General features: G+C 68.6%; 21 protein-coding genes and 1 pseudogene. 9 read left to right on the forward strand and 13 right to left on the reverse strand.

Annotation, left to right across the window (positions count from 1 at the left end; genetic code table 11):
* Positions 1 to 5 precede the first annotated feature (5 nt).
* Positions 6 to 674, reverse strand: a complete 669-nt coding sequence (locus I1A62_RS39575) for a hemolysin III family protein (RefSeq protein WP_124389422.1) — start codon at positions 672 to 674, stop codon at positions 6 to 8.
* A gap of 161 nt (positions 675 to 835) precedes the next feature.
* Between I1A62_RS39575 and I1A62_RS39580 the strand changes: the two genes are divergently transcribed.
* On the forward strand, positions 836 to 1,603 hold the full coding sequence (locus tag I1A62_RS39580) for an isoprenyl transferase (protein ID WP_219457714.1): 768 nt from the start codon (positions 836 to 838) through the stop codon (positions 1,601 to 1,603).
* A gap of 41 nt (positions 1,604 to 1,644) precedes the next feature.
* On the opposite strand, the gene coaA is transcribed toward I1A62_RS39580, so the two are convergent.
* On the reverse strand, positions 1,645 to 2,577 hold the full coding sequence (gene coaA / locus I1A62_RS39585; RefSeq protein WP_124389424.1) for a type I pantothenate kinase: 933 nt from the start codon (positions 2,575 to 2,577) through the stop codon (positions 1,645 to 1,647).
* A gap of 169 nt (positions 2,578 to 2,746) precedes the next feature.
* Between coaA and I1A62_RS39590 the strand changes: the two genes are divergently transcribed.
* From I1A62_RS39590 to I1A62_RS39600, 3 genes are all read left to right on the forward strand, one after another.
* Positions 2,747 to 3,967: a DUF885 domain-containing protein gene (locus tag I1A62_RS39590; RefSeq protein WP_124389425.1), complete on the forward strand. Its 1,221-nt coding sequence runs from the start codon at positions 2,747 to 2,749 to the stop codon at positions 3,965 to 3,967.
* Positions 3,968 to 4,033: 66 nt separating this feature from the next.
* Positions 4,034 to 5,329, forward strand: a complete 1,296-nt coding sequence (gene glyA / locus I1A62_RS39595; RefSeq protein ID WP_124389426.1) for a serine hydroxymethyltransferase — start codon at positions 4,034 to 4,036, stop codon at positions 5,327 to 5,329.
* A gap of 309 nt (positions 5,330 to 5,638) precedes the next feature.
* Positions 5,639 to 7,006, forward strand: coding sequence for a PhoH family protein (locus I1A62_RS39600; RefSeq protein ID WP_160103132.1), 1,368 nt, complete (start codon positions 5,639 to 5,641; stop codon positions 7,004 to 7,006).
* Between the two features lie 74 nt (positions 7,007 to 7,080).
* On the opposite strand, the pseudogene I1A62_RS39605 reads toward I1A62_RS39600, so the two are convergent.
* Together I1A62_RS39605 and I1A62_RS39610 are read right to left on the reverse strand one after the other, a co-directional pair.
* A pseudogene (locus I1A62_RS39605) lies at positions 7,081 to 7,513 on the reverse strand (limonene-1,2-epoxide hydrolase family protein).
* Positions 7,514 to 7,540: 27 nt separating this feature from the next.
* The gene (locus I1A62_RS39610) at positions 7,541 to 9,151 is read right to left on the reverse strand and encodes a serine hydrolase (RefSeq protein ID WP_219457716.1); all 1,611 of its coding nucleotides are present in this window, start codon (positions 9,149 to 9,151) and stop codon (positions 7,541 to 7,543) included.
* 156 nt (positions 9,152 to 9,307) lie between these two features.
* On the opposite strand from I1A62_RS39610, the gene I1A62_RS39615 reads away from it, so the two are divergent.
* Positions 9,308 to 10,165: an acyl-ACP desaturase gene (locus I1A62_RS39615; protein WP_124389430.1), complete on the forward strand. Its 858-nt coding sequence runs from the start codon at positions 9,308 to 9,310 to the stop codon at positions 10,163 to 10,165.
* Positions 10,166 to 10,225: 60 nt separating this feature from the next.
* Here I1A62_RS39615 and I1A62_RS39620 read toward each other — a convergent pair whose 3' ends face one another.
* The gene (locus I1A62_RS39620) at positions 10,226 to 11,629 is read right to left on the reverse strand and encodes a class II fumarate hydratase (RefSeq protein ID WP_219457718.1); all 1,404 of its coding nucleotides are present in this window, start codon (positions 11,627 to 11,629) and stop codon (positions 10,226 to 10,228) included.
* Positions 11,630 to 11,726: 97 nt separating this feature from the next.
* Positions 11,727 to 12,767, reverse strand: a complete 1,041-nt coding sequence (gene glpX / locus I1A62_RS39625) for a class II fructose-bisphosphatase (RefSeq protein ID WP_037231517.1) — start codon at positions 12,765 to 12,767, stop codon at positions 11,727 to 11,729.
* Between the two features lie 189 nt (positions 12,768 to 12,956).
* Here glpX and I1A62_RS39630 point away from each other — a divergent pair, with 189 nt between their 5' ends.
* Positions 12,957 to 13,526, forward strand: coding sequence for a DUF4245 domain-containing protein (locus tag I1A62_RS39630; protein WP_009479114.1), 570 nt, complete (start codon positions 12,957 to 12,959; stop codon positions 13,524 to 13,526).
* A 15-nt stretch (positions 13,527 to 13,541) separates the two neighbouring features.
* Here the strand turns inward: I1A62_RS39630 and I1A62_RS39635 are convergent, their stop codons facing one another.
* Genes I1A62_RS39635 through I1A62_RS39645 form a run of 3 tightly spaced genes read right to left on the reverse strand, consistent with a single transcriptional unit; the run spans position 13,542 to position 15,662 of the window.
* Positions 13,542 to 13,772 carry an exodeoxyribonuclease VII small subunit gene (locus I1A62_RS39635; protein ID WP_124389433.1) on the reverse strand — a complete coding sequence of 77 codons (231 nt, stop codon included), beginning with the start codon at positions 13,770 to 13,772 and terminating at the stop codon, positions 13,542 to 13,544.
* A 4-nt stretch (positions 13,773 to 13,776) separates the two neighbouring features.
* Complete coding sequence (xseA, locus tag I1A62_RS39640; RefSeq protein ID WP_219457719.1) at positions 13,777 to 15,033, reverse strand: exodeoxyribonuclease VII large subunit; 1,257 nt, start codon at positions 15,031 to 15,033, stop codon at positions 13,777 to 13,779.
* Positions 15,030 to 15,662 carry a lipid droplet-associated protein gene (locus I1A62_RS39645; RefSeq protein ID WP_219457720.1) on the reverse strand — a complete coding sequence of 211 codons (633 nt, stop codon included), beginning with the start codon at positions 15,660 to 15,662 and terminating at the stop codon, positions 15,030 to 15,032. The genes xseA and I1A62_RS39645 overlap by 4 nt, the downstream gene beginning before the upstream one ends.
* 142 nt (positions 15,663 to 15,804) lie before the next feature.
* On the opposite strand from I1A62_RS39645, the gene I1A62_RS39650 reads away from it, so the two are divergent.
* Positions 15,805 to 16,815, forward strand: coding sequence for a 4-hydroxy-3-methylbut-2-enyl diphosphate reductase (locus tag I1A62_RS39650; protein WP_087556506.1), 1,011 nt, complete (start codon positions 15,805 to 15,807; stop codon positions 16,813 to 16,815).
* 28 nt (positions 16,816 to 16,843) lie between these two features.
* On the opposite strand, the gene I1A62_RS39655 is transcribed toward I1A62_RS39650, so the two are convergent.
* Positions 16,844 to 17,707, reverse strand: coding sequence for an exosortase/archaeosortase family protein (locus I1A62_RS39655; RefSeq protein ID WP_219457721.1), 864 nt, complete (start codon positions 17,705 to 17,707; stop codon positions 16,844 to 16,846).
* A 287-nt stretch (positions 17,708 to 17,994) separates the two neighbouring features.
* Here I1A62_RS39655 and I1A62_RS39660 point away from each other — a divergent pair, with 287 nt between their 5' ends.
* Both I1A62_RS39660 and I1A62_RS39665 read left to right on the forward strand, forming a co-directional pair.
* On the forward strand, positions 17,995 to 19,179 hold the full coding sequence (locus I1A62_RS39660) for an exonuclease SbcCD subunit D (protein WP_219457722.1): 1,185 nt from the start codon (positions 17,995 to 17,997) through the stop codon (positions 19,177 to 19,179).
* Positions 19,176 to 22,157 (forward strand): AAA family ATPase, encoded by a 2,982-nt coding sequence (locus tag I1A62_RS39665; protein WP_219457723.1) that lies wholly within the window; start codon positions 19,176 to 19,178, stop codon positions 22,155 to 22,157. Before I1A62_RS39660 ends, I1A62_RS39665 begins: the two co-directional genes overlap by 4 nt.
* A gap of 7 nt (positions 22,158 to 22,164) precedes the next feature.
* Here the strand turns inward: I1A62_RS39665 and I1A62_RS39670 are convergent, their stop codons facing one another.
* The 3 genes from I1A62_RS39670 to I1A62_RS39680 all read right to left on the reverse strand — a co-directional run bounded on the left by I1A62_RS39670 (position 22,165) and on the right by I1A62_RS39680 (position 25,941).
* Positions 22,165 to 23,376 carry an AI-2E family transporter gene (locus I1A62_RS39670; protein WP_124389438.1) on the reverse strand — a complete coding sequence of 404 codons (1,212 nt, stop codon included), beginning with the start codon at positions 23,374 to 23,376 and terminating at the stop codon, positions 22,165 to 22,167.
* A 77-nt stretch (positions 23,377 to 23,453) separates the two neighbouring features.
* Entirely contained in the window at positions 23,454 to 23,645 is a 192-nt protein-coding gene (locus I1A62_RS39675; protein ID WP_124389513.1) for a YbdD/YjiX family protein, read from the reverse strand.
* On the reverse strand, positions 23,638 to 25,941 hold the full coding sequence (locus I1A62_RS39680) for a carbon starvation CstA family protein (protein WP_219457724.1): 2,304 nt from the start codon (positions 25,939 to 25,941) through the stop codon (positions 23,638 to 23,640). The genes I1A62_RS39675 and I1A62_RS39680 overlap by 8 nt, the downstream gene beginning before the upstream one ends.

The following is a 25,941-nucleotide window of genomic DNA, read 5'->3' on the forward strand; positions in this document are numbered from 1 at the left end:
CCGGCCTACCGGAACACCACCAGCCACACGGCGATGTAGTGGCACAGCGCCGCGATGACGGTGGCGGCGTGGAAGAACTCGTGATGCCCGAACGTGGTGGGCCACGGATTGGGCCACTTGGTGGCGTAGAGGATCGCCCCGACCGAGTACAGGATGCCGCCGATCAGCAACAGCAGCATCGGGAGGACGCCGACTTCGTGCGTCAGTTCGGGTGCCACCGGGACGATGGCCCAGCCGAGCAGCAGGTACAGCGGCACCCCGACCCAGCGCGGCGCCGTCGGCCACAGCATCTTCAGCGCGACCCCGGCGAGTGCTCCCGCCCACACGACGATCAGCAGCGTCCGGCCCGTGTCGGGCGGCAGCCCCAGCACCGCGAACGGGGTGTAACTGCCTGCGATGAACAGGAAGATCATCGAATGGTCCGCGCGCTTCATCCATGTGCGGGCCGCGACCGTGTTCCAGTGGATGCGGTGGTAGGTGGCGCTGACCCCGAACACACCGCACACCGTGAGGCTGTAGACGGCGGTGGCGAGCGCCGCTTCCCCGGACACCTGGGTGCCCGACAGCGTGACGAGGACGAGGCCGGCGATCACGGAGACGCCGAACGCCCACAGGTGGATCCACCCTCGCAGTCGGGGCTTGACGGGCAATTCGTCGAGGCCGAAAGCGGTCACTGAACACCTCTTCTCACTGTGCGTGGCGCTAACCTACGCAACCGTAGGTTAGCTTGTGGTGAGAGCGTACCCGTCGGTAGCAGGAAGTCGTGCGCTGTGTGACGGCCGTCGCGGATCACCTACGGCCGCGGCGTAGTCTTGCCTGTCATGGTGATCTCCAGGTGAGTGCGCGAGGACTGCTGTACAGCATCTACGAGCGTCGGCTACTCAAGCGGCTCGACGGTCTACAGCACCCCCGGCACATAGCCGTGATGTGCGACGGCAACCGGCGGTGGGCCCGGGAGAACGGCTTCGAGGACGTCAGCCACGGCCACCGCATGGGCGCCCTCAAGATCTCCGAGATGCTCGGCTGGTGCGACGCCGCGGGCATCGAGATGGCCACCATCTACCTGCTGTCCACCGAGAACCTGCGCCGCGACCCCGAGGAACTCGACACCCTGCTCGAGATCATCACCGACGTCGTCGAGGAGATCTCCGGACCGGACAAGAACTGGAGCGTCAAGATCGTCGGCGCCCTCGACCTCCTGCCCGCCGAACAGTCCCGTCGTCTGCGGGATGCGGCCGACGGAACCGAGGGTCGCACCGGCACCCACGTCAACGTCGCGATCGGCTACGGCGGGCGCCAGGAGATCGCCGACGCCGTGCAGTCGCTGCTCAGCGAGAAACTCCTCGCCGGACTGGCGGGCGACGAACTCGTGAAATCGATCACCATCGACGGCATCGACGGCCACCTCTACACGTCCGGTCAGCCCGACCCCGACCTCGTGATCCGTACGTCGGGGGAACAGCGGCTGTCGGGGTTCCTGCTGTGGCAGAGCGCGTACTCCGAGATCTGGTTCACGGAGGCGTACTGGCCGGAGTTCCGCCGCGTCGACTTCCTCCGGGCGCTGCGCGACTACGCCGCCCGGCACCGCCGCTTCGGCGTCTGACGTGAGCGGCGAAGCGTGCCGGAACACACTTCGCCACTCACCTACAGCTTGCGCAGGCGGAGCCGGTTGATCGAATGATTGGCATCCTTGCGGAGCACGAGCGTCGCGCGCGGCCGCGTCGGCAGGATGTTCTCCACCAGATTCGGCCGGTTGATGTTGTGCCAGATCTCCTGCGCGGCAGACGTCGCGTCCCGGTCGGACAGTCCGGCGTAGTGGTGGAAATGCGCGTCGGGGTCGGAGAACGACGTCTTCCGGAGCGCGAGAAATCGCTGGATGTACCAGTTCTCGATGTCCTCGATCCGGCCGTCGACGTAGATCGAGAAGTCGAACAGGTCCGACACCATCAGCCGGGGCCCGGTCTGCAGCACGTTGAGACCCTCGATGATGAGGATGTCCGGCTGCCGGATCAGATGGTACTGACCGGGGATGATGTCGTACGAGATGTGCGAATAGACCGGTGCGGCCACTTCTTCGGCCCCCGACTTCACCTCGGTGACGAAGCGCAGCAGCTTGCGGCGGTCGTAACTCTCGGGAAAGCCCTTGCGGTGCATGATTCCGCGGCGGTTCAACTCGGCCGTCGGGTACAGGAAGCCGTCCGTCGTCACCAGGTCGACCCGCGGATGGTGCTCCCAGCGCGCGAGGAGCGCCTGCAGGACACGCGCCGTGGTGGACTTGCCGACCGCCACGCTGCCCGCGACGCCGATCACGAACGGCACCTGCTGGTCGGGATGCTTTTCGCCGAGGAACGTCGCGGTCGCGGCGAACAGTCGCTGCCGGGCCGCCACCTGCAGGTGGATGAGACGCGACAGCGGCAGGTAGACCTCCGCGACCTCCTCGAGGTCGATCTGCTCGCCGAGGCCACGCAGTCCGTACAGCTCTTCCTCGGTGAGGACGAGCGGCGTCGACTTACGCAGTGTGCGCCACTGTTTCCGGTCGAATTCGACGTACGGACTGGACTCGCTCGTCCGCGCCATCAGTTCCGCTCACACTCGGGTACACGGGGGAGTGAGCGGTCCATGCCCAGAATCTCTGCCGTCGTCGTCGCGCTGGCGAGTAGCGGTTGCATAGTCGGATTGTGCTTGGTGCCACAGGCTGCGCTGTCGGCGGGTCAGGCAGACGTGTCTGCGACTAAGGTCGGACGGCATGGAATCCGATTCGTTCGTTCGCGAATACTTGCTGCTCGGGCTGGGTTTCGACCGGCTGGAGGAAGGATTTGTCGACGCGTACACCGGCGATCCCGCGCTGCGCAGGCAGGTGGAGAACGCGCCGAAGCCCGATCCGCGCGACCTCGCCCGGACGGCGGCGAACCTCCGCGCGGAGTTGCCGTCGGCGGGACTGTCCGAGGAACGGACTCGGTTCCTCGACGTCCACCTGCGCGCCCTCGAATGCTCGGGGCGCAAATTCGCGGGTGACGACGTCGGCTTCGTCGACGAGGTCGAGGCGTACTTCGACGTCCGCATCGAACGCGGCGACGAGGAGCAGTACCGGGAGGCGCACCGGAAGATGGACGCCGTGCTGCCCGGCCCGGGACCGCTGGCCGAGCGCATCCGGATCCACCGCGCGAAGGACGCGATTCCCGCCGACCGGTTGCAGGAATGCGTCGACGCCTTCTCGAGCGCCCTGCGCGACCTGGTGCGGCAGCACTACGCGCTGCCCGAGTCCGAGGTGGTGGAGTACGAGGTGGTGGGCGACAAGCCGTGGTCCGGGTTCAACTACTACCTCGGCGACTACCGCTCGAAGGTCGCGATCAACTCCGACCTCGAGCAGCACATGGCGAACCTGCCGCGGCTGATCGCGCACGAGTCGTACCCCGGTCACCACACCGAGCACTGCCGGAAGGAAGCCGGACTCGTCGGCGCGGGACAACTCGAGCAGACGCTGTTCGTCGTCAACACCCCGCAGTGCCTGATGGCCGAGGGCCTCGCCGACCTCGCGCTCGAAGCGATCGTCGGGTCCGACTGGGGGCTGTGGGCGCAGGAAATCTACGCCGACCTCGGGCTGCGATTCGACGGTGAGCAGGCGCAACGCCTGTCCGGGGCGTCCGGACAGCTGCTCGGGGTGCGGCAGGACGCGGCGATGATGCTGCACGACGAGGGCCGCAGCCACGACGACGTCGCGGCGTTCCTGCAGCGGTGGAGCCTGTCGACCCCCGAGCGGGCCCGGCAGTCGCTGCGCTTCCTGTCCTCGCCGCTGTGGCGGGCGTACACCAGCACCTACGTGGAGGGGTACCGCCTGCTCGGGGGCTGGCTGGCGGAGGTGCCGGTCGGCGCCGAGCGGTCGGAACGGTTCCGCCGGTTGCTCGACGAGCCGCTCGTTCCCAGCGTCCTGCGTGCCGGTGAGGGATACCTCACCGCGGGCGGTTAGGAAGTCCTCACGGGTAGTTCGTAGACTGGGAGCATTCGTTTCCGCATCCAGCTTGGAGATTCCTCGATGACCGCTGTGCCCGGTACCGACGTCAACACGGCCCCCCTCGCCGAACTCGACCCCGAAGTCGCCCAGGCCATGGCAGGTGAGCTGGCCCGTCAGCGCGACACGCTGGAGATGATCGCGTCGGAGAACTTCGTTCCCCGCGCCGTCCTCCAGGCTCAGGGCAGCGTCCTCACCAACAAGTACGCCGAAGGGTACCCGGGACGCCGGTACTACGGCGGCTGCGAGCACGTCGACATCGTCGAGGACCTCGCCCGCACCCGGGCGAAGGAACTGTTCGGCGCCGACTTCGCGAACGTCCAGCCGCACTCCGGCGCGCAGGCCAACGCAGCGGTCCTGATGGCCCTGATGAACCCGGGTGAGAAGCTCCTCGGTCTCGACCTGGCGCACGGCGGTCACCTCACGCACGGCATGAAGCTGAACTTCTCCGGCAAGCTCTACGACGTCGAGTCGTACGGGGTCAGCAAGGAAGACCACCGCATCGACATGGACGAGGTCCGCAAGATCGCCGTCGCCGCGCAGCCGAAGGTCATCGTCGCCGGCTGGTCCGCGTACCCGCGGCACGAGGACTTCGCCGCGTTCCGGTCCATCGCCGACGAGGTCGGCGCGTACCTGTGGGTCGACATGGCGCACTTCGCGGGCCTGGTCGCGGCCGGGCTCCACCCGTCGCCCGTGCCCTACGCCGACGTCGTGTCCAGCACCGTCCACAAGACACTCGGCGGACCCCGCTCCGGTCTGATCCTCGCCAAGCAGGAGTGGGCGAAGAAGCTCAACTCCGCCGTGTTCCCCGGCCAGCAGGGCGGGCCGCTGATGCACGCCATCGCCGCCAAGGCCGTCTCCCTGAAGATCGCGGGCACCGAGGAGTTCAAGGACCGTCAGCAGCGCACCCTCACCGGCGCGAAGATCCTCGCCGAGCGTCTGACCGGCTCGGATGTCGTGGACAAGGGCGTCAGCGTCCTCACCGGTGGCACCGACGTACACCTCGTGCTCGTCGACCTGCGCAACTCGCAGCTGGACGGCCAGCAGGGTGAGGACCTCCTCCACGAGGTCGGCATCACCGTCAACCGCAACGCCGTGCCGTTCGACCCGCGCCCCCCGATGGTCACGTCCGGCCTCCGGATCGGCACCGCCGCGCTCGCGTCCCGCGGATTCGGCGACGAGCAGTTCACCGAGGTCGCCGACATCATCGGCACCGCGCTCGCCGGTGCGTCCGACGTCGAGACGCTGAAGGCCCGCGTGTCGAAGCTCGCCGCCGACTTCCCGCTGTACGAGGGTCTCGAGGACTGGCGCCTGATCTAGGCGGCTCCGCCGCCCGTGCGTGGTTGACGAGTGCAGAGACTCGTCAACCACGCACGGGCGCGAAGCGCCTTCTCCGTGTAACCAGTTGTTCACCGACACGCCCGCCGCTCGGTCAGCCGATCGGCGTGTTTGGCAGTACCGTCGGGGGTAACAGGCAGCGGGGAAGTTGCTTGTACGGGAGGTCCTGATCGTGGCTGACACACTCAGTGCGAGGGGGCCGGCGCCCGGCCCTCGTGTGGTGACACACCAGGGACGGACCGGTCCAGCGAACCGAGTTTGCGCGGGTGCCGCGCAGACCTAGGAGCCAACGTGACTGCTTCACGCTCCGTCTCAGCCCGCGCCGGACAGTCGTCCGTCGCCCCCAGGAAATCGTCGGATTCTGCACTTCGTACGTTCGTACTCGATACCTCCGTACTGCTGTCCGACCCCTGGGCCGTCACCAGGTTCGCCGAGCACCGCGTGGTGCTTCCCCTCGTCGTGATCAGCGAGCTCGAAGGGAAGCGGCATCACCACGAGTTGGGATGGTTCGCAAGAGAATCGCTGCGTATGCTCGACGACCTTCGTCTCGAGTACGGTCGACTCGACCAGCCCGTGCCGATCGGCACGGACGGCGGCACCCTGCAGGTCGAGCTGAATCACACCGATCCGTCGCTTCTGCCGGTCGGATTCCGCACGGACAGCAACGATTCGAGGATCCTGGCCTGTGCGCTGAACCTCGAGGCCGAGGGCGGTGACGTCGTCCTGGTCAGCAAGGACATCCCGCTGCGGGTGAAGGCCGGTGCGGTGGGTCTTCCCGCCGACGAATACCACGCCCACGACGTCGTTCCGTCTGGATGGACGGGTATGACCGAGTTGGACGTGGCGTCCTCGTCGATCGACGAGCTGTTCTCCGAAGGCGTCGTCGACCTGGAGGAGGCCCGGGAGCTTCCGTGCCACACGGGTATTCGGCTGCTGGGTGGTTCGTCGAGTGCGCTGGGCCGGGTGAACGCCGACAAGCGGGTGCAGCTGGTGCGGGGGGAGCGGGAGGCGTTCGGCCTGCACGGACGTTCGGCCGAGCAGCGGATCGCCCTCGACATCCTGCTCGACGACAGCGTGGGCATCGTGTCGCTCGGCGGCAAGGCGGGCACCGGCAAGTCGGCGCTGGCGTTGACGGCGGGGCTGGAGGCGGTCCTGGAGCGTCGCACTCAGCGGAAAGTCGTTGTCTTCCGGCCGCTCTACGCGGTCGGCGGCCAGGAGCTCGGCTATCTGCCGGGCAGTGAGAGCGAGAAGATGGGTCCGTGGGCCCAGGCGGTCTTCGACACTCTCGACGGACTGGCCAGCACCGAGGTGATGGACGAGGTGATCAGCCGCGGCATGCTGGAAGTGCTGCCGCTCACGCATATTCGCGGACGGTCACTGCACGATTCGTTCGTGATCGTGGACGAGGCGCAGTCGCTGGAACGCAACGTGCTGCTCACGGTGCTGTCCCGGCTGGGCACCGGGTCCCGGGTGATCCTCACTCACGACGTCGCACAGCGCGACAACCTGAGGGTCGGACGTCATGACGGCGTGGCCGCGGTGATCGAGAAGCTCAAGGGGCATCCGCTGTTCGCGCACATCACGTTGACGCGCAGTGAGCGTTCGCCGATCGCGGCGCTGGTGACGGAGATGCTGGAGGAGTTCGGGCCGACGCCGTAGGCGCCTGCCCCGCAGCGTGATCCGCCCGATGTCACCCCGATCCGATCGGACCGAGGTGACATCGGTCGGACACGTCAGAACGCGCGCACGATGCCTTTGAGGGGTGCCCCAGAGGACATCCCGGTTGCTGAAGTAGTCGCGCCAGACGGCGATCTTGCCGTCCCTCATCTCGAACGTGCCGCACACCCAGAATTCGCTGCGCAGCCGCTTGTAGATCAGGACGTCGGTACGTTCGGTCAGCACGGCCGTTCCGTCGTCGGCGATGTGGTGCAGGCGCACGTCGAATCCGAAACCGGGACGGCTCATTCCGCGGAAGATCCGCATGACGGCGCCGATGCCGCGGATCTTCGGCAGCGACACGTTGTGCCACACGATGTCGTCGTGGAGATACTGTTGCGCGGCGTCCGGGTCGCCGGCGACGAGGGCGTCCAGGAATGCCCGGACCACCCGGACATTCGCAGTCTCCGTGCGATCGGTTCCCGTCGGTGCATGCGAGTTGGTGCTCATGATCTTCTCCCCGTCGATTGTGTCGGCTCAGCGGACGAATGTCCCGTTGTCTTCGGTGTCGTAGTACTCGAGTGTGACGTCGTTGCCGGCGAACGTGGCCTTGGAAATGGTTCCGGGCGGAGCGTTCTCCCCGCTGAGCGTGAACGTGAAGGTGTCGCCGTCCCAATGTGTCAGGGGGTACGTCTGCCCGGCGGGCCCGAGCCCGAGCGTGAGCGCGCCGTTGCTCTCGGTGACGACCGCGGGGCCCCAGTACGCGTTGTTGTACGTGCCCGCATAGGTCGGGAGCGGCTGCGCTGGTGCCGCGTTCGCGGGGGCCGTCTGGCCGACGAGACTGCCCTCGGGGTCGGACATCGGCGAGATGGCCTGCCGGTACAACGATCTCCAGTCCTCGCGGATTTCCCCGAACTGGACGAGGTCGGCGAACTCGGCGGTGAGGGTTTCGGGAATTCCGACGGGCGAGCCGTTGGTGAGGGCGACGATCGCGACGTCGGCGGACGGTATCGCGACGAAGTTCGTCGCCACCCCGAGCTGGAACGCGCCGGAGTGGCTGAGGGAGACCCGGCCTGCCGGGGTGGTCGAGACGTTGAACCCGTAACCGTACGACCCCGGACGGCTGTCCATCGAACGCGGTGGGCTGGACACGATCTGAGGACTGACCGCCGGTTGCAGCGCCTCGGGGGAGACGATCTCCTTGCCCTCGAACGTCCCGTCGGCCAGCAGCATTGCCAGCCATTTGCCCATGTCGTTGACGGACGAGCTCACCCCACCGGCGGGGGACTGCGCGTCGGGGTTGCGTACCGCATCGGCGACGTACTTGCCGTCGACGAGTTGGTGCGCGACGGCGCGGTCGCTGCGGGTCTCGTAGTCGGCGAACCGCGAACTCGTGGACGACATCCCCAGCGGCCCGTAGATCGCCTGCTCGGAGAGCGTCGCCCAATCCGTCCCCGATGCCGCCGCGACGGCCTCGGCTGCCGCGGTGAGGCCGAAGTTGGTGTACTCGTAGGTGATCCGGAACGGGTTCAGCGGGTCGAGCCGGAGTTTGTCGAGCACCTGCTGCTGGTTGTACCCCAGGTCCTCGAGGTGGTCGCCGGCGTGATCGGGCAATCCCGACCGGTGTGAGTACAGATCGCCCACCGTGACGTGCTCGGTGACCCACGGGTCGGCGAGGGCGAAACCGGGCAGCTTGGACACCACAGGAGTGTCCCAGCCGATGACGCCGGCATCGACCTGACGGGCCACCACCGTCGACCCCACCGGCTTCGACATCGACGCCAGCTGGAACACGGTGTCGGCGTCCACCTTCTGATCCGTGCCCGCCTCACGCACACCGAATCCCTTCGCGTAGACGGTCTGCCCGCCGTGGACGACGGCGACCGCCATGCCCGGCAGTCCGGAGCTCTCCATCAACTCGTTCGCCAGGTCGTCGAGGCGGCCCACGGCGTCGTCGATCTGGCCGTCGGGAATGTCGACGCCCGCGACGGCGGCCGGGTTGGGCGGCCCGGAGGACTCCGAGGTGGGACTCGCACCGGACGAGTCGGCGGACCCGGCGTCGTCCGTGTCGGAGCCGCACCCGGTCACGAGTGACCCGCCGAGGGCGAGCGCCGAGAGAAGTATCGTCAGGTTCCGAAGTCTGCGCATTGGTGATCCTCTGCTCGGGCCCGGGGCAGCTGTGAACTGTCAGCCTAACGACTGCAAGCCCATGACCTGCCTGTTTTCGTCACAACGCCGGTGTTGTTCACGTCGAATCCACCGGTGGTCGACCCGGCTCCGAGTCGCGGACGCTACGGTGTGCGGATGCCGATTGAAAAAGACGACTCGCAGCTGCTCAGTGAGCTGGCCCCGGTGGTGGACGAAAACCTCACACGCCACATCGCCGAGGCGGACGGCTGGCAGCCGCACGATCTGGTTCCCTGGGACCAGGGCAAGAACTTCGCGTTCATGGGTGGAACGGATTGGTCGGCAGATCAGTCGACCCTGAGCGACGTCGAGGCGCTCGCGCTGACGGTGGGCGTGCTGGTGGCCGACAACGTGCCCGCGTACCACCGCGAGATCGCCAAGCACCTCGCCCTCGTGGGCCCGTGGTGGCGCTGGGTCGGCCGCTGGACCGCCGAGGAGAACCGGCACTCCATCGTGCTCCGCAACTACCTGATGGTGACGCGTGCCGTCGATCCCGTCGCCCTCGAGCGCGCCCGGATGGACGAGATGGTCCGCGGTTACGCGATGCCGCCGATGCATCTGATCGAGATGCTCGCGAACTCCGCGCTCGAGGAGAAGGCCGCGGCCGTGCGTCATCACAACACGGCCGCACTCGGTGAGGACGCGCTGGTGGCCGTCATCGCCGAGCGGCTGGCCGCCGACGACGAACTGCAGTCGCTCTTCTACCGGAACATCGTCGAGGCGGCGTTCGAGTTGGTGCCCGACCAGACGATGCGTGCCATCGCCTCGCGGATCGCCGCGTTCGACGTGCCGAGCGTGGCACTGCCCGGCGGAACCGACAGCACCGCGGTGCTCGCGGAGGCCGGCATCTACGACCCCGCCCAGCAGGGGGAGAAGGTGTTCGCTCCGCTGCTCCGTTCGTGGAACATCGCCGGACGCACCGACCTCGGCGCCGAGGGCGAGAAGGCCCGCGACGAACTGTCCGCGCTGCTGTAGGACTTCGACGCGAGAGGGCCCGCACTCGAACCGAGTGCGGGCCCTCTTTCGTCGGCAGGGTCAGTCCTTCACCTTCGCCATCGCCAGCACGTCGAGACGCTTGTCGAGTTCTTCCTCGGTCAGCTTGTCGTCGATCAGACCGCGGTCGACGACGGTCTCGCGGATGGTCGTCTTCTCCTTCAGCGCCTGCTTCGCGACCGCCGCGGCCTCTTCGTACCCGATCGCGGAGTTCAGCGGCGTCACGATGGACGGCGACGACTCCGCGAGCGTCTTGAGATGCTCGATGTTCGCGACGAGCCCCACCACGCACCGGTCGGCGAACAGCCGCGACACGTTGGCCAGCAACGTCAGCGATTCGAGCAGGTTTCGCGCCATCATCGGGATGTACACGTTGAGCTCGAAGGCACCCGCCGCACCGCCCCAGGCGACCGCGGCGTCGTTACCGACCACCTGTGCGGCGACCTGGGTGGCGGCCTCCGGGAGAACCGGATTGACCTTGCCGGGCATGATCGAACTGCCGGGCTGCAGGTCGGGGAGACGGATCTCGCCGAGACCGGTGAGCGGACCCGACCCCATCCAGCGGATGTCGTTGGCGATCTTGGTCAGGGACACCGCGATCGTTCGCAGCGCGCCGGACGCCTCCACCAGACCGTCACGCGCCGCCTGCGCCTCGAAGCTGTTCTTCGCCGGCGTCAGGGCGTCGACACCCGTCGCCTTGACCAGTTCGGCGACGACCTTCGGGCCGAATCCGTCGGGGGCGTTGAGTCCCGTCCCGACCGCGGTGCCGCCGATGGGCAGCTCACCGAGCCGCGGAAGAACGGCCACCACCCGCTCCATCCCCGCCTCCATCTGACGGGCGTACCCGCCGAACTCCTGACCGAGGGTCACCGGGACGGCGTCCATGAGGTGGGTGCGGCCCGACTTCACGACGGTCTTCCACTCGGTGGACTTGTCGAGCAGGGCCAGGCGCAGGTGGTCGAGAGCGGGCAGCAGGTCCTTCACCGCAGACTCGGTCGCCGCGACGTGCGTCGCGGTGGGGAAGGTGTCGTTGGACGACTGCGACATGTTCACGTCGTCGTTGGGGTGGACGACCACACCGTTCGCCGCGGCGATCGACGCGATCACCTCGTTGGCGTTCATGTTGGAACTGGTGCCCGAACCGGTCTGGAAGACGTCGATGGGGAACTGGTCGTCGTGCTTGCCCTCGGCGATCTCGCCCGCCGCGGCGATGATGGCGTCCGCCTTCTCGGCGTCGAGGAGGCCGAGATCCTTGTTGACCTGCGCGCAGGCTGCCTTCAGCAGACCCATCGCGCGTATCTGGGTGCGCTCGAGACCTCGACCGCTGATCGGGAAGTTCTCGACGGCGCGCTGAGTTTGCGCGCGCCACAGCGCATCCACGGGCACCCGCACCTCGCCCATGGTGTCGTGTTCGATCCGGTACTGCTGCTCGTTGCTCTCGGTCATGCGTCAAACATGCCACTTTCGAGCGCGTCGTGGGGGTGCTCCCCGTGCGCCTTTCCGGTTGCTGCGGCCACCGGAAAGGCGCACGAGCCCGAAGGGCCTAGAACGTCGGCGGGACGGCGCCGTCCTCGCCCGTGAAGTCCACGGACGAGTACTCGCGCAGCTTCTCCAGACGGTGGTACGCGTCGATCATGCGGACGGTGCCCGACTTCGACCGCATCACGATCGACTGCGTCGAGGCGCCGCCACCGTAGTAGCGGACACCGCGCAGCAGGTCGCCGTCCGTGACACCGGTGGCGCAGAAGAAGACGTTCTCACCGGACACGAGATCCTCGGTGGTCAGCACGCGGTCCAGGTCGTGGCCTGCGTCGATGGCCTTCTGGCGTTCCGCGTCGTCGGTCGGGGCCAGCCGGCCCTGCAACGAACCACCCATACAGCGCATGGCGGCGGCGGCGATGATGCCCTCGGGCGTGCCACCGGTGCCGAGCAGGATGTCGGTGCCCGACTCCGGACGTGCGGCGGCGATCGCACCCGCGACGTCGCCGTCGGAGATGAGGCGGATCCGGGCCCCGGTGTCCCGGACCTCTTCGATCAGCCGGGCGTGCCGGGGACGGTCGAGGATGCAGACCGTGACGTCGGAGGGCGACGCCTTGCGGACCTTCGCGACCCGCTTGATGTTCTCGGCGACGGGCGCTGTGATGTCGATGACATCGGCTGCGTCGGGTCCGACGGCGATCTTCTCCATGTAGAACACGGCGGACGGGTCGAACATCGCGCCGCGCTCGGCGACCGCGAGAACGGAGATCGCGTTCGGCATGCCCTTGGACATCAGGGTGGTGCCGTCCACCGGGTCGACGGCGAAGTCGCAGTCCGGTCCGTCGCCGTTGCCGACCTCTTCGCCGTTGAACAGCATCGGGGCTTCGTCCTTCTCGCCCTCGCCGATGACGACGACGCCGCGCATCGAGACCGAGCTCACGAGCTGGCGCATGGCGTCGACGGCGGCGCCGTCGCCACCCTCCTTGTCGCCACGTCCGACCCAGCGACCGGCAGCCATCGCACCAGCCTCGGTGACTCGGACCAATTCCAGAGCAAGATTTCGGTCCGGGGCCTCGCGGCGACTCGAAGTGGTGCTAGCCGTCATGGGCAGTGCCTCCTGGTGCAGTCACGGTCGACGTTGTACGTCGACGCTGTGTCGGTGGCCGTCGGCCGCCGATTGTCGAGTGGATCTCGCAGCTGATTCTCCCAGAAAGATGTGTGACGTGCGCTGCTGGGGCGCGAATCACGGGACCGAGAATCGTTGTTCCGGGACCGACCCTGGATACTGGTGGGCGTGGCATCTGATAAACCCCGCATCCTGCACAACAACCGCGACATGGTGTGGTCGCTCGTACCCCTTGTCCTGTTCTGTGTGCTGATCGCGGGTATCGCCAGCCAGTGCACGTTCAGCCCGGGCGGACCCACGAGCGGCCCGATTCCCAGCTTCGACGTGGACGCGGCGCTGAAGTACGACGCGCAGGACCTGCCGTTCCCGGTGCGCAAGCCGGAGACGCCGGAGGGCTGGACGCCCAACTCGGGCAGCCGCAGCATCGTCAGCGGCGACGGCGGCGGCGATTCGAGCACCGTCGGATTCATCACCGAGGCCGGCCGCTACATCCAGCTGACGCAGAGCAACGCCGTCGAGACGGTGCTGGTGCCGTTCGTCGCGGGTGGTCCGCGCACGGCGACGGGCACCGAGGACGTCGCAGGTCACAGCTGGATCGTGTACGGCGGGGAGGGTGTCGAACCGATCTGGGTGTCCGACTTCGGCGACGTCCGGCTGCTCGTCACGGGCAGCGCATCACCCGAGGCGTTCGAGCAGCTCACCACCGCGGCGGCCGACGCCCCGATCCTCGCCGCCTGACGACGGGGGCGCGGATCAGCCCTCGTCCTCGGCCTGGGCGAGGGCCGTCTCCACGCGCTTGCGGGCCCCCGCGAGGTGCTCCTCGCAGCGTTTGGCCAGCGCCTCGCCGCGCTCCCACAGCGCGAGTGACGCGTCGAGGTCGAGGCCACCTTGTTCGAGCACCTTGACCACGTCGACGAGTTCGTCGCGCGCTGCCTCGTACCCGAGCTCCGCGATGTCGGCGTCGTTTCCGGTGGGGTTGCTCATGTTCCTACTTGTCCTTTCCCATCACCGCGGCGCGGATTGCGCCGTCGGCGACTCGAACGCGAATCTGAGTGCCCGGCGGGGCGTCGTCGACCGAACGCAGAACCTCCGGGTCGCCGTCCGGCACGATCCGCTGGACCACGGAGTAGCCGCGGGCCAGGGTCGCGGCGGGGCCGAGGGTCGTCAGCCGTGCCCGCAGGTGCTCGATCGTGGTGCTCTCCGCGGCGATCGCCCGGCTGATGTCGCGTCGCCCGGCCTCCCGCAGCCGCTCGACCTCGTCCGACCGGTCGTCGAGTGCGCGCAACGGGTCCGCGAGGACCGGCCTGCTGCGCAGCTGGGAGATCAGGTGCGACTCGCGCTGCACCCAGTTGCGCAGGGCGGCCGCGCTCCGCGACCGCAGTTCGCCGACGAGTGCCTGCTCGGCGACGGCATCCGGCACGACCCGCTTGGCGGCGTCCGTCGGTGTCGCGGCCCGCAGGTCGGCGACGTGGTCGCTGAGCGGACTGTCCGGTTCGTGGCCGATGGCGCTGACCACTGGGGTGCGGCACGCGACGATCGCCCGGCACAGCGTCTCGTCCGAGAACGGCAGCAGATCCTCCACGCTGCCGCCGCCGCGCGCGAGGATGATCACGTCGACGTGCGGGTCGGCGTCCAGTTCCTTCAACGCGTCGAGGATCAGCGGGACGGCGGTCGCGCCCTGCACCGGAGTGTTGCGCACCTCGAAGCGCACGGCGGGCCAGCGGCGCTGCGCCACGCTGAGGACGTCGTGCTCGGCGGCGCTGGCGCGTCCCGTGATCAACCCGATGGTGCCGGGCAGGAACGGCAGCGGACGCTTCAGCCGCGGGTCGAACAGGCCCTCGGCGGCCAGCAGCGCGCGCAACCGCTCGATCCTGGCCAGGAGTTCGCCGATCCCGATCGCACGGATCTCCGTGACCCGCAACGAGACCGAACCGCGGCCCGTGTAGAACGACAACTTGCCGAACATCACCACCCGGCTGCCCTCGGTGAGCGGGACGGGCGAGCTCTGCAGCAACTGCGGGGAGCAGGTCACCGACAGCGACATGTCGACGGAGGGATCACGTAACACCAGAAACGCCGTCCGGGTGCCCGGACGCGCGTTGATCTGGGTGATCTGTCCCTCCACCCAGACACTCCCGAGCCGGTCGATCCACTGTGCGACCTTGGCCGACACGGTGCGGACCGGCCACGGCTGCTCGGCGGTACTCGGTCCGGTACTGGCTGCGCGGGGCTGTGCGGAGGTCACTTGGCCTTGGCGGTGGTGATGCGGTTGGTCAGCATGGTCTGGAACGGCGCGCGGGCCAGGGTCGCGTTCTCGTAGTCCAGCAGCGTCGTCAGGTCCCCGACTGACAGGGTGCGCAGACGCGCCCGCAACTGGGCGAGGGTCAGCGTGCCGTAGTCGAGGACGACGGCGATCTCGGGTTCGGCCACGGCAGGCCGGGCGGTGGCCGGCTTCTTGCTCGCCGTTTTCGTGGTGGCGGCGCCGTTGGTGGCGGCGGGTGTGACCTTCGGGGCCGAGATCTTCTCGGGTGTTCTCTCGTCCTGCGGGCTCAGCGAGTACAGCGCGAACCGGCCGGGTCCGGCTGACCGCTCCTCGGTGGCACCGTCGACGCCGGGCGCCGGATCGGTGTCCTCGTCGAAGACGGCCCACGCGGGCTGCTCGTCGTCGTGGGTCCAGTTGATGAGTGCGAAGGCCTGGTCGCCCTTGATGGCCAGCGCCGTCATGGACTGCTGCACGCGCATGGTGGTCTGCAGCACCTGACTGACCGCGGTCATGGGCAGGGTCGCCGCGGTGGTCGGCAGTTTCCTGGCCTCTTCGACGGCCGTCACGGCGATTCCAGCGGCGACACGCGCCACGAACGGGGGACGAATCATTCCCACAGCCTGCCTGACAACGGCACGTTTGGGTAGCCGACGTGCCCACAGCGTCGACGACTTGGGTGCGACGATGCGCACACTACCCCGCCGAGGCCCCGCGAAAGTGTCGTCCGTCCGGGGTGACCCGTAGTCTGGAGCCATGTCTTCGGCTGTTCCACTCAATGTGGGTATCACACGTTCTGCAGATTCGGGAGCGTCGCGTGCCGACGGCGGGAAGCGCGTACTGCTCGCAGAGCCCCGCGGCTACTGCGCCGGCGTGGACCGCGCCGTCGAGACGGTGGAGAAGGCGCTCGAGAAGCACGGCGCCCCCATCTACGTGCGCAAGGAGATCGTCCACAACCGGCACGTCGTCGAGACGCTCAGCGATCAGGGTGTGGTCTTCGTCGACGAGACCGATGAGGTTCCGGAGGGTGCGCTGCTCGTGTTCTCCGCCCACGGCGTGTCACCGGCGGTCCACGAATCGGCCGCCGCACGCAATCTGCGCACCATCGACGCTACGTGCCCGCTGGTCACGAAGGTCCACCAGGAAGCCAAGCGATTCGCCCGCGACGACTTCGACATCCTCCTCATCGGCCACGAGGGCCACGAGGAAGTGGAGGGCACGGCCGGCGAGGCCCCCGATCACGTGCAACTCGTGGACGGCCCCGATTCCGTCGACGCCGTGACGGTCCGCGACGAATCGAAGGTCATCTGGTTGTCGCAGACCACGCTGAGCGTCGACGAGACGATGCAGACCGTCGCGCGCCTGCGGGAGCGTTTCCCGAGTCTGCAGGACCCGCCGAGCGACGACATCTGCTACGCCACCCAGAACCGTCAGGTGGCGGTCAAAGCGATGGCCCCCGAATGCGATCTCGTCATCGTCGTCGGATCCCGCAACTCCTCCAACTCGGTTCGCCTCGTCGAGGTCGCGCTGGGTGCGGGCGCGAAGGCGTCCTACCTGGTCGATTACGCCCGCGAAGTGGATCCGGCCTGGCTCGACGGCGTCCGGACCGTGGGGATCACGTCGGGCGCGTCCGTGCCGGAAATCCTGGTGCGGGGTGTGATCGATCTGCTCGACGAGCACGGATTCCACGACGTCCAGTCGGTCACCACGGCCAACGAGACGCTGGTGTTCGCACTGCCGCGCGAGCTTCGCGCCGCGCGGACCTGATCGGCCCGCTCCCGGCGCCGTCCTCGCTCTAGCGGGGCTGCTCCGACTCGAACGGCGGCTCGTACCGGTCGCGGTAACGCACCTGCGGAATGGGGTGGGCAGGCACGTCGTTGTCGGGCCGCGGCATGGTCCGCGGCGGTACCGATCGCGGCGCCTGCGTGGTCCGCGGCTTTGCCGAACGGGGCGCCTGCGCTGCCCGGTCGACCATCGGTGGTGGGGGAGCCGTGCGCCCGCCCGACGAGGACGAGCGGCGGGGCGGCGGTGTGGCTGCCCGTCGCGACGACCGGGGGTGCTCCCGTGCAGCGTCCCTCGCGGTGTCCCTGTCTCTGTCCCGCGCCCGACGCGGCGGCGGGGACTGCTCCGACCCTTCGGCGGTGCGCCGGGGGCGGGCGGCGCGCGGCGTCCGCTGCTCCTTCTGCGCACGTCGACGCTCCGAGGTCCGGGCGGGACCGGTCTTGCGCTGTTGCAGCAGGAAGAGACGGAGCCCACCGATCAGCAGCGTCACCACCGTGGCGGCGAGCATCACCGGGAATCGGTTGACCAGCGGATACGCGACGTTGATCGCCAGGTCTTTCAGTGCGGTGCTGTTCTCCTCCGCGATCAGGCTCTGCCCGAGCGGCACCGCCACGAACAGGATCAGCGGCGGCTGGACGATCGCGGTGAACAGCGCCCGGTTGCCGGCAGCCGCCACGGCGAGGACACAGCCGAGGAAGTAGAAGGTGGAGAACGCCGCCGTGAGTTCGGTGCCACGAGCCGCATCGACAGCGAATCCGACAAAACTGACTCCGACGGCCAGGAGAATGACACCCCACCAGGGGAGACCGGGGACCGTAGGGACAATCGACCGCCTGTCGAGCGGCACCCCAGAGCGAGCACGTTGGGTTGCAGACACACAACGACAGTAGCGGCAACTTGTCGAGTAGCTCCGTTGGCGTGACCGGTGGAGCCCGAGAGATCCTCGAGATTTGTGCATCGCGACCACGAATCGACCGCGCTGACCTCGGTGAGGTCGTCGTCGAACACGTCGAGGTCGTGGAGCTTGCGGGCGGTGCCTGTGACCCGGGACTCGATGTGGCGATGTGGCTCATGGTGCACCCGCCCACCGACAGCCCATTCGGCCGGACGCCACGCGGGCGAGGTGTTCGAGGTTGTCGGCACCGTGCTCTACGGTCTCGGGACATGAGGATCCTGCACACTTCGGACTGGCACATCGGACGCACGTTCCACGGGGTGGACCTGCTCACCGACCAGGCCCGTGTGCTCGATGCGATCGCCGCTCTCGTCGCCGAGCACGGTGTGGACGTCGTCGTCGTTCCCGGCGACGTGTACGACCGGTCGATTCCCAGCGCGGACGCCGTCACCGTGTGCAACCGCGGATTCGAAGCCATCCGGGACGCGGGCGCGGTCATCGTCGCCACGTCCGGCAACCACGATTCCGCAGCACGGCTCGGCGCGGGTGCCGCGTTCTCCCGCGCGGGTGGGCTGCACCTCATGACGACGGTCTCCGGGATCAGCGCGCCCGTCGTGCTCGAGGACGCGCACGGACCCGTCGCGTTCTACGGCATCCCGTATCTCGAGCCCGAGATCACCCGCGCGCAACTCGACGTGCCTGACGCCCGGTCGCACGCCGAGATCCTCGACGCCGCGATGGGCCGTGTCCGCACCGACCTGGACGTGCGCCGTGAAAACGCGCCGCGCACCCGGTCGGTGGTGCTGGCCCACGCGTTCGTGGTCGGGGCGGAGGCCACCGGGTCGGAGCGGTCGATTTCCGTCGGCGGCGTCGAGACCGTGTCGGCGTCCGCTTTCGGCGGGGTCGACTACGTCGCGCTCGGCCACCTCCACTCGCCGCAGACCCTCACCGAGAACATCCGGTACTCGGGTTCGCCGCTGCCGTACTCGTTCGGTGAGCGCACCCACGGCAAGGCCGTTTTCCTCGTGGACCTCGACGCCGACGGACTGCACTCCGTCGAGCGGGTCGATCTGCCGGTGGTCCGCGGTCTGAAGCAGCTGACCGGGACGGTGCGGCAGTTGCTCGAGGACGACGCGTACCGCGACGCCGAGGACTGCTACGTGTCGGCGGTGCTCACCGACCCGGAACGTCCGGTCGACGCCATGCGCGCGCTGCAGACCCGGTTCCCGTTCGCCGTCCACCTCGAGTGGCAGCGCCCGGACGGCGCCGACGATCTGCGCTACCGCGACAAGGTGCACGGACGCAGTGATCTGCAGATCACCCGCAGCTTCCTCACCGATCTGCGCAGCGCACCGTCGACGAGCGAGATCCGGCTGGTCGAGGCCGCCCTCGGTTACGCCGACCGGGCCGGCGAAGACACCGCCGAGGTCGTCGCGCTGGAACAGACGGCATGAGGCTGCATCGACTGGAGGTCGAAGCCTTCGGGCCGTTCGCAGGATCCGTGGAAGTCGACTTCGACCGGCTCGGTGCGGACGGGCTGTTTCTGCTCCACGGTCATACCGGGGCCGGCAAGACGACGGTCCTCGACGCGGTGGCGTTCGCGCTGTACGGCACCGTGCCCGGGGTGCGGAAGGACGGCAAGCGCCTCCTGTCCGACCACGCTCCCGCCGGATCCGTTCCGACGGTGACACTCGAGGCGACGATCGCCGGCCGGCATCTGCGGCTCGTCCGCAGCCCGGAGTTCGAGCGGCCCAAGCGTCGCGGGTCGGGGACGATCAAGGAGAACGCGAAGGCCACGCTGACCTGGCTCGACGGTCACGGCGAGAACCTGTCCCGGATCCCCGACATCGCCGACGAGGTCGGGCGGCTGATGGGCATGAGCGCCGACCAGTTCTTCCAGGTGGTGCTGCTGCCGCAGGGCGAGTTCGCGAAGTTCCTGCGCGCCGACACCGAGGAGCGCGGCCAGCTGCTGGAGCGGCTGTTCGACACCACGCGATTCGAGACGGTGGAAGAGTGGTTCCTCGACCGCAGGCGCACCAGCGCCCACGAACTCGACGAGCACCAGCGGTCCGTCGACCTGCTGCTCGCGAGAGTCGCGACCGCCGCCGGTATCGAGGGCGGCGCCGACGCCGATCCGGTGACCTGGGCCCACAAGCTCGAGGACGAGGCGCGCGCAACCCGCGACCTGGCAGCGGACGACCTGCACAAAGCGAAGGGCCGGGCGACGGTGGCCCGTGATGCGCTCACGGAGGCGCGCCGCGTCCTCGAACTGCAGACCCGCCGGCGGCGAGCCCAGACGGAACTCGACACCCACGCAGCGGGTGCCGACCAGCGGGCCGTCCTCGTCGCCGAACTGGCCGATGCGCGCCGGGCAGAACCGGTCGCGACGGTGGCGCGCGACGCCGACGCCGCCCGGGCCAAAGCCGCGGCCGCAGCGCGGAACGTCGGGGCGATCACCGACCGACTGCGCGCGAGCGTGGGCGGCGCCGACCTCGTTGCGGAGTTGTCCTGGCCGCCGACCGTCGACGAACGCGAGCACATCCGGGCCGGAATCCGCACCTGGCGTGACGAGATCGTGCGGCTCGACGGGGCACTCGCCGAATCCGTTGCCGCCGACCGGCTCACCGTCGAGGTGGGGCGGCTGCGTGCGCGGCAGGTCGAACTCACCGAGGCCGGTGACGCGCTGTCCCGGGAGCGGAAACAACTACCACTCGCCCTGCGGGAAGCGGAGAAGGCGCTCGACTCGGCGGAGAAGGCCCGCGCCGCGCTGCCCGGCCTCGTCGACACCCGGGACCGGGCAGCCGACGCGGCCTCCGCGGCGGCGGATCTGCGCACCCGCCGCGTCGAGCGGGATCGGCTCGAACGCGCGGTGCACGAGGCCCGGGAGCAGCACCAGGACGCGCGGGAACACTGGCTCGACCTGATGCAACGCCGGATTACGGGCATGGCCGCCGAACTGGCGGGCACGCTCGAGGACGGTGTTCCCTGCCAGGTGTGTGGTTCACCCGAGCACCCGCGGCCCGCGGAACCGTCCGAGCTGTCGGTCACGAAGGCCGGCGAGGACCAGGCACGCGCGGCGGAGCAGAAAGCCGCTGCGGCGCTGACGACCGCGACCGAGAAACTCGGCGCGGCCGAGCGCGCGATCGACGTGCTCGTGCAGCGCGGCGGTGACGGTGACGCGGACGAACTCGCGCAGGCACTCTCCGCCGCGGAGTCGGCGGTGGGGGCGGCGACTGCGCTCGGGGATCAGGTGGAGCGCCGGTCCGCGATCCTCACCGAACTGCGGGACCGCGAGAGCCGGCTGCAGGAACGGTCGCGGGACGTCGGCGCCGACGCCGCCACGGTGGCCGAGCGGATCGCGGCGAGCACGACGCAACTCGGGGAGATCCGGGCCCGGGTGAGTCAGGCGGCGGGCGACGACCCGAGCGTCGAGGATCGTCGCGCGCGACTCGACGCGCTCGCCGAGGCGGCATCGGAACTGCTGGACGCGCGGGACGCAGGCGCCGGTGCAGAGTCGGCGGCCCGTGAACTCGCGGCCAAGGCCGAGGCGCTCGCCGGGGACGCCGGTTTCGGCGGCATCGGCGACGCCGTGGCCGCCGTCCGGACGGCCGCCCGCCGGAATGAGATCGAGGCCGCCCTCACGGCGGCGCGGGACGCCGAGGTGGGGGCACGCAGAGTGCTCGACGATCCCGAGGTCGCCGCTGTCGCCGACGCGGAACCCGTGGATTTGACGGCCGTCCGGCACGCGCACGACGCGGCGGCGGAGGTCGTGGACGTCGCCGTCGCGGCGGCGTCCGACGCCGAGCGCCGACTCCTCGATCTGGAACGGTACGTCGGTCAGCTCGACAAGACCGCCGAGACGATTGCCCCGATGCAGGCCGCGCACGAGGAGTTGGCCGCGCTCGCCGAGGTGATCGCGGGCCGCGGCCAGAACGCGAGGAAGATGTCGCTGCGGTCGTATGTGCTCGCGGCCCGGCTGGAAGAGGTCGCGGTGTCGGCGTCCGTGCGGCTCGGCCGCATGTCGGCCGGGCGCTACGAGTTCGTCCACAGCGACGAGGCCGGCCCGCGAGGCCGCCGCGGCGGCCTGGGGCTGGATATCCGCGACGACTACACCGGGGTGGTGCGTTCGGCCAAGACCCTGTCCGGTGGCGAGTCGTTCCTGGCGTCGCTGTCACTGGCGCTCGGTCTCGCCGATGTGGTGGCGGCCGAGTCGGGTGGCGTCGTGCTCGACACGATGTTCATCGACGAGGGATTCGGCACCCTCGACGCGGACACCCTCGACTTGGTGATGGGTGTTCTCGACGAGCTGCGTGACGGCGGCCGGGTGGTGGGGGTCGTCAGTCACGTCGACGAGATGCGTCAGCGAATCCCGAGCAGGCTGCACGTGATCCGCGGACGCACCGGCTCGACCGTGGAGGTGGTGGCCGGCTGACCGCCGGTCAGTCCGGCTTCGACGCGACGGCGGTCTCGTCGACGGTGACACCCTCCCGTTCGGCGTCGTCGAGGTCTTCGTTCGCGGCGACGGCGTCGGGGATGTTGCTCTCGGCGCTGTGCTCGTCGATCTGCTCGCCGATGTAGCGCACCACCACGGCGGCGACGGCGGCGGCGGGCACCGCGAGGAAGGCGCCGACGATTCCGAACACGGAGCCACCGGCGGTGACGGCGAGGAGGACCACGACGGCGTGCAGTTTCATGCTCTTGCTCTGGAGAACGGGCTGCAGCACGTTGCCCTCGATCTGCTGCACCACGATGATGATGATCAGCACGATCACCGCGGTGGTGAGACCGTTGGCGACCAGTGCGACCAGCACGGCGAGTGCGCCGGCGACGAACGCACCGACGATCGGGATGAAGCCACCGATGAACGTCAGGATCGCGAGGACCGGTGCGAGTGGCACACCGAGAATCACCAGTCCGGCCCCGATGAAGACGGCGTCGATGAGGCTGACCAGAGCCTGGGTGCGGATGAATCCACCGAGCGTGTCCCACATGCGGCCCAGCACCACTTCGAGGTGACGGCCCGCGCGGCCGCCGCTGACGGAATGCAGCCAGGGGATGAACCGGGGGCCGTCCTTGATGAAGAAGAACGACAGCACCAGCACGAGGCCGAGCGTGATCAGCAGCGAGCTGGCGGTGCTGACACCGGTGAACACCCCGGACGCGATGACCGTTCCACTCTCCTGGACCTTCACGATGATCGTGTGGATGCCCTGGTCGATCTGGTCGTCCTGCAGGTTGATCGGCGGACCCTTCAACCAGTCCTGCACCTGGTTGATGCCCTGGGTGGCCTTGTTGGCCAGCTCGGGGGCCTGACTGACGACGGACGGCACGATGCCGGCGATGATCCCGGCGACGACGGCGATGAACACGACGAGCGTCGTCGCGGCGGCCGCCGCCGGGGGGATGCGCCGCTTCGTCATCGCGCGCGTCGGCGGCCACAGCACCGTGCACACCACGATCGCCAGCAGCACGGGGAGGACGATCACCCACAGCTTCTCGATGATCCATCCGAACAGCAACGCGCCCAGCGAGATTGCCACGAGGACCAGCGACCACTTGGCCAGCCACATCGCACCCACCCCGATGAGGTGCCCGCGGTCCGGTTTCGTGATCGTGCTCCCGGACGGTGCCGTGGCTTCCTTCTCCGTCACAGATGGTCCTCCCTGCCGTGTCTGCTCAGCCGATCAGTACTGACAGTACTGGGGAACGCCGGGACGGCACGGTGTGGTCAGCAGCAGCGGGCGCCGGGGTTGGCGTCGGCGTCCGCGTAGCGCGCTTTCCAGTAATCGCGCTCGCTCGGCACCTCGGCGTCCGGGTGGTGGCGGCGAAGGTGCTCGACGTACCTGCTGTAGTCGTGGTCGCCCATCAGCGCCCCCGTCCACCACCAGGCGGTCCGGACGGCCCCGACGACCTTATTCATCATGATGATGTGCCCTGTCCGTGTGGGTGTGTGCCGCGCCGGGTGCGCGGACCGCGCCCGAGGCAATGAGTTCGTTCCATTCCTTGTCGAGGTCCTTCTCGGCGGCGGTGGGGACGAACCCGGCCGGTGCGAAGATCTTCGACGGCTCCTCGGGTGCTTCGGTGGTCGGCAGTCCGCCGGCCCGGAACGCCTTGACGCACACGACCGCTCCGGCCGCCATGACGACGAGGACGAGGCCGGCGAACACGATCGACAGGGTGCCCTGGATGAACGTGTTGCGGATGACGGCGTCGATGGCCTCGGAGGTCTTGGCGGATCCGAAACTGGTCTTGCCTGCTTCCTTCGCCTCCTTGAACGCGGCGTGCTGGGACCAGTAGCCGACAGAGGTGCTGCCGGAGAAGATCTTCTGCCAGGACGCGGTCATGGTGACGATCAGATCCCAGACGAGGGGAACACCGGGAATCCAGGCCCACTTGAAGAGGCCCTTCTTCATGACGATGGCAAGGACCACCATCAGGGCTATCGCGGCGAGCAACTGGTTCGCGATGCCGAACAGCGGGAACAGGGTGTTGATTCCGCCGAGCGGGTCGGTGACCCCCATCAGGAGGATGGCGCCCCACAGTCCGACGACGGCGAGCGAGCACACCCAGGCTCCGATGCGCCACGACGGATCCTTGAACTTGCGGGCGGCTCCGCCGAAGTTGCCGAGCGAGTCCGACAGCATGAACCGGGCGACTCGGGTGCCGGCGTCGACGGTGGTGAGGATGAACAGCGCCTCGAACATGATCGCGAAGTGGTACCAGAACGACTTGAGGGCTGCGCCGCCGAGGAACTGGCTGAGCACTTCCGACATGCCGAACGCGAGCGTCGGGGCACCGCCGGTGCGCGAGATGATCGACTCCTCGTCGACGCCCGCCGCGGCCTGCGCGAGGGTGTCCGCGGAGATGTTCGGGCTGGACAGGCCGAGGCTGTTCACATACGTCGCGGCCGTCTCGGGGGTTCCGCCGGTGAGGGTCGCCGGCGCATTGAGCGCGAAGTACAGGTGCTGGTCGATGATGCACGCGGTGACGAGCGCCATGATCGCGACGAACGACTCGGTGAGCATGCCCCCGTATCCGATCAGCCGCATCTGCTTTTCCTTCGCCAGCAGTTTGGGCGTCGTGCCGGAAGAGATGAGGGCGTGGAAGCCGGACAGCGCGCCGCACGCGATCGTGATGAACAGGAAGGGGAACAGTGAGCCCGCGAAGGCGGGGCCGTTGCCCTGGATGGCGAACGTCGTGACGTCGGGCATCTTGATGGTGGGCTGCGCGATCAGAATGCCGATGGCCAGCAGGAGGATCGTGCCGATCTTCATGAACGTCGACAGATAGTCGCGCGGGGCCAGCAGCAGCCACACGGGCAGGACGGAAGCGGCGAAACCGTAGGCGATCATCAGCCAGGCGATGGTCACCTTCGACAGCGTGAACCAGTCGGCGCCCCAGCCGGTGTCGGCCACCCAGCCGCCGGACACGATGGCGAGGAGCAGCAGCACGACGCCGATCAGCGACACCTCCGCGACCTTGCCCGGGCGCAGGTACCGCAGGTAGACGCCCATGAAGAGGGCGATCGGGATGGTCATGGCGATCGAGAAGACACCCCACGGGCTTTCCGCGAGCGCGTTGACGACGACGAGGGCGAGCACCGCGATGAGGATGATCATGATGACGAAGACGCCGATCATGGCGGCGATGCCGCCGACGACGCCGAGTTCGTCGCGGGCCATCTGGCCGAGGCTGCGGCCGCGGCGTTTCGTCGAGATCCACAGGACGAGGAAGTCCTGGACGGCGCCGGCGAACACGACGCCGATGATGATCCACAGCGTGCCCGGAAGGTAGCCCATCTGGGCGGCGAGGACGGGGCCGACGAGGGGGCCTGCGCCGGCGATGGCGGCGAAGTGGTGCCCGAACAGCACCCGCCGATCCGTCGGCATGTAGTCCTTGCCGTTTTCGAGGATCTCGGCGGGGGTGGCCCGATCGTCACGGGGCTGGACGAGTTTGCGCTCGATCAGCCGCGCGTAGAAGCGGTAGGCGATCAGGTAGGTGCAGACGGCGGCCACCACGAACCAGACGGCGTTGATGTTCTCGCCGCGGACGAACGCGATCATCACCCAGGCGATGCCGCCTAGAAGGCCGAGGACGGCGAACGTGATCCGCGCCGCCGGTGAGATCGGGGTGCGGTCCACGACGCCGACGGGCGGCAGATCCGGATCCGTTTTCAGGTACTCGACCTCGGATTCGGGGGCGGCTCTCAGGGCCAT

It is taken from the genome of Rhodococcus sp. USK10 (assembly GCF_019378875.1).
Lineage (GTDB): Bacteria > Actinomycetota > Actinomycetes > Mycobacteriales > Mycobacteriaceae > Rhodococcus_F > Rhodococcus_F pseudokoreensis.

Excerpts from the sequence above, each read along its gene's own strand:
- coaA (WP_124389424.1), bottom strand. The coding sequence starts at position 2,577 with ATGGCGCGGACGAGCGAGTCCAGTCCGTACGTCGAATTCGACCGGAAA.
- I1A62_RS39590 (WP_124389425.1), top strand. The coding sequence starts at position 2,747 with ATGGAATCCGATTCGTTCGTTCGCGAATACTTGCTGCTCGGGCTGGGT.
- glyA (WP_124389426.1), top strand. The coding sequence starts at position 4,034 with ATGACCGCTGTGCCCGGTACCGACGTCAACACGGCCCCCCTCGCCGAA.
- I1A62_RS39610 (WP_219457716.1), bottom strand. The coding sequence starts at position 9,151 with ATGCGCAGACTTCGGAACCTGACGATACTTCTCTCGGCGCTCGCCCTC.
- I1A62_RS39615 (WP_124389430.1), top strand. The coding sequence starts at position 9,308 with ATGCCGATTGAAAAAGACGACTCGCAGCTGCTCAGTGAGCTGGCCCCG.
- I1A62_RS39620 (WP_219457718.1), bottom strand. The coding sequence starts at position 11,629 with ATGACCGAGAGCAACGAGCAGCAGTACCGGATCGAACACGACACCATG.
- glpX (WP_037231517.1), bottom strand. The coding sequence starts at position 12,767 with ATGACGGCTAGCACCACTTCGAGTCGCCGCGAGGCCCCGGACCGAAAT.
- I1A62_RS39635 (WP_124389433.1), bottom strand. The coding sequence starts at position 13,772 with ATGAGCAACCCCACCGGAAACGACGCCGACATCGCGGAGCTCGGGTAC.
- I1A62_RS39645 (WP_219457720.1), bottom strand. The coding sequence starts at position 15,662 with ATGATTCGTCCCCCGTTCGTGGCGCGTGTCGCCGCTGGAATCGCCGTG.
- I1A62_RS39650 (WP_087556506.1), top strand. The coding sequence starts at position 15,805 with ATGTCTTCGGCTGTTCCACTCAATGTGGGTATCACACGTTCTGCAGAT.
- I1A62_RS39660 (WP_219457722.1), top strand. The coding sequence starts at position 17,995 with ATGAGGATCCTGCACACTTCGGACTGGCACATCGGACGCACGTTCCAC.
- I1A62_RS39665 (WP_219457723.1), top strand. The coding sequence starts at position 19,176 with ATGAGGCTGCATCGACTGGAGGTCGAAGCCTTCGGGCCGTTCGCAGGA.
- I1A62_RS39675 (WP_124389513.1), bottom strand. The coding sequence starts at position 23,645 with ATGAATAAGGTCGTCGGGGCCGTCCGGACCGCCTGGTGGTGGACGGGG.
- I1A62_RS39680 (WP_219457724.1), bottom strand. The coding sequence starts at position 25,941 with ATGGCCCTGAGAGCCGCCCCCGAATCCGAGGTCGAGTACCTGAAAACG.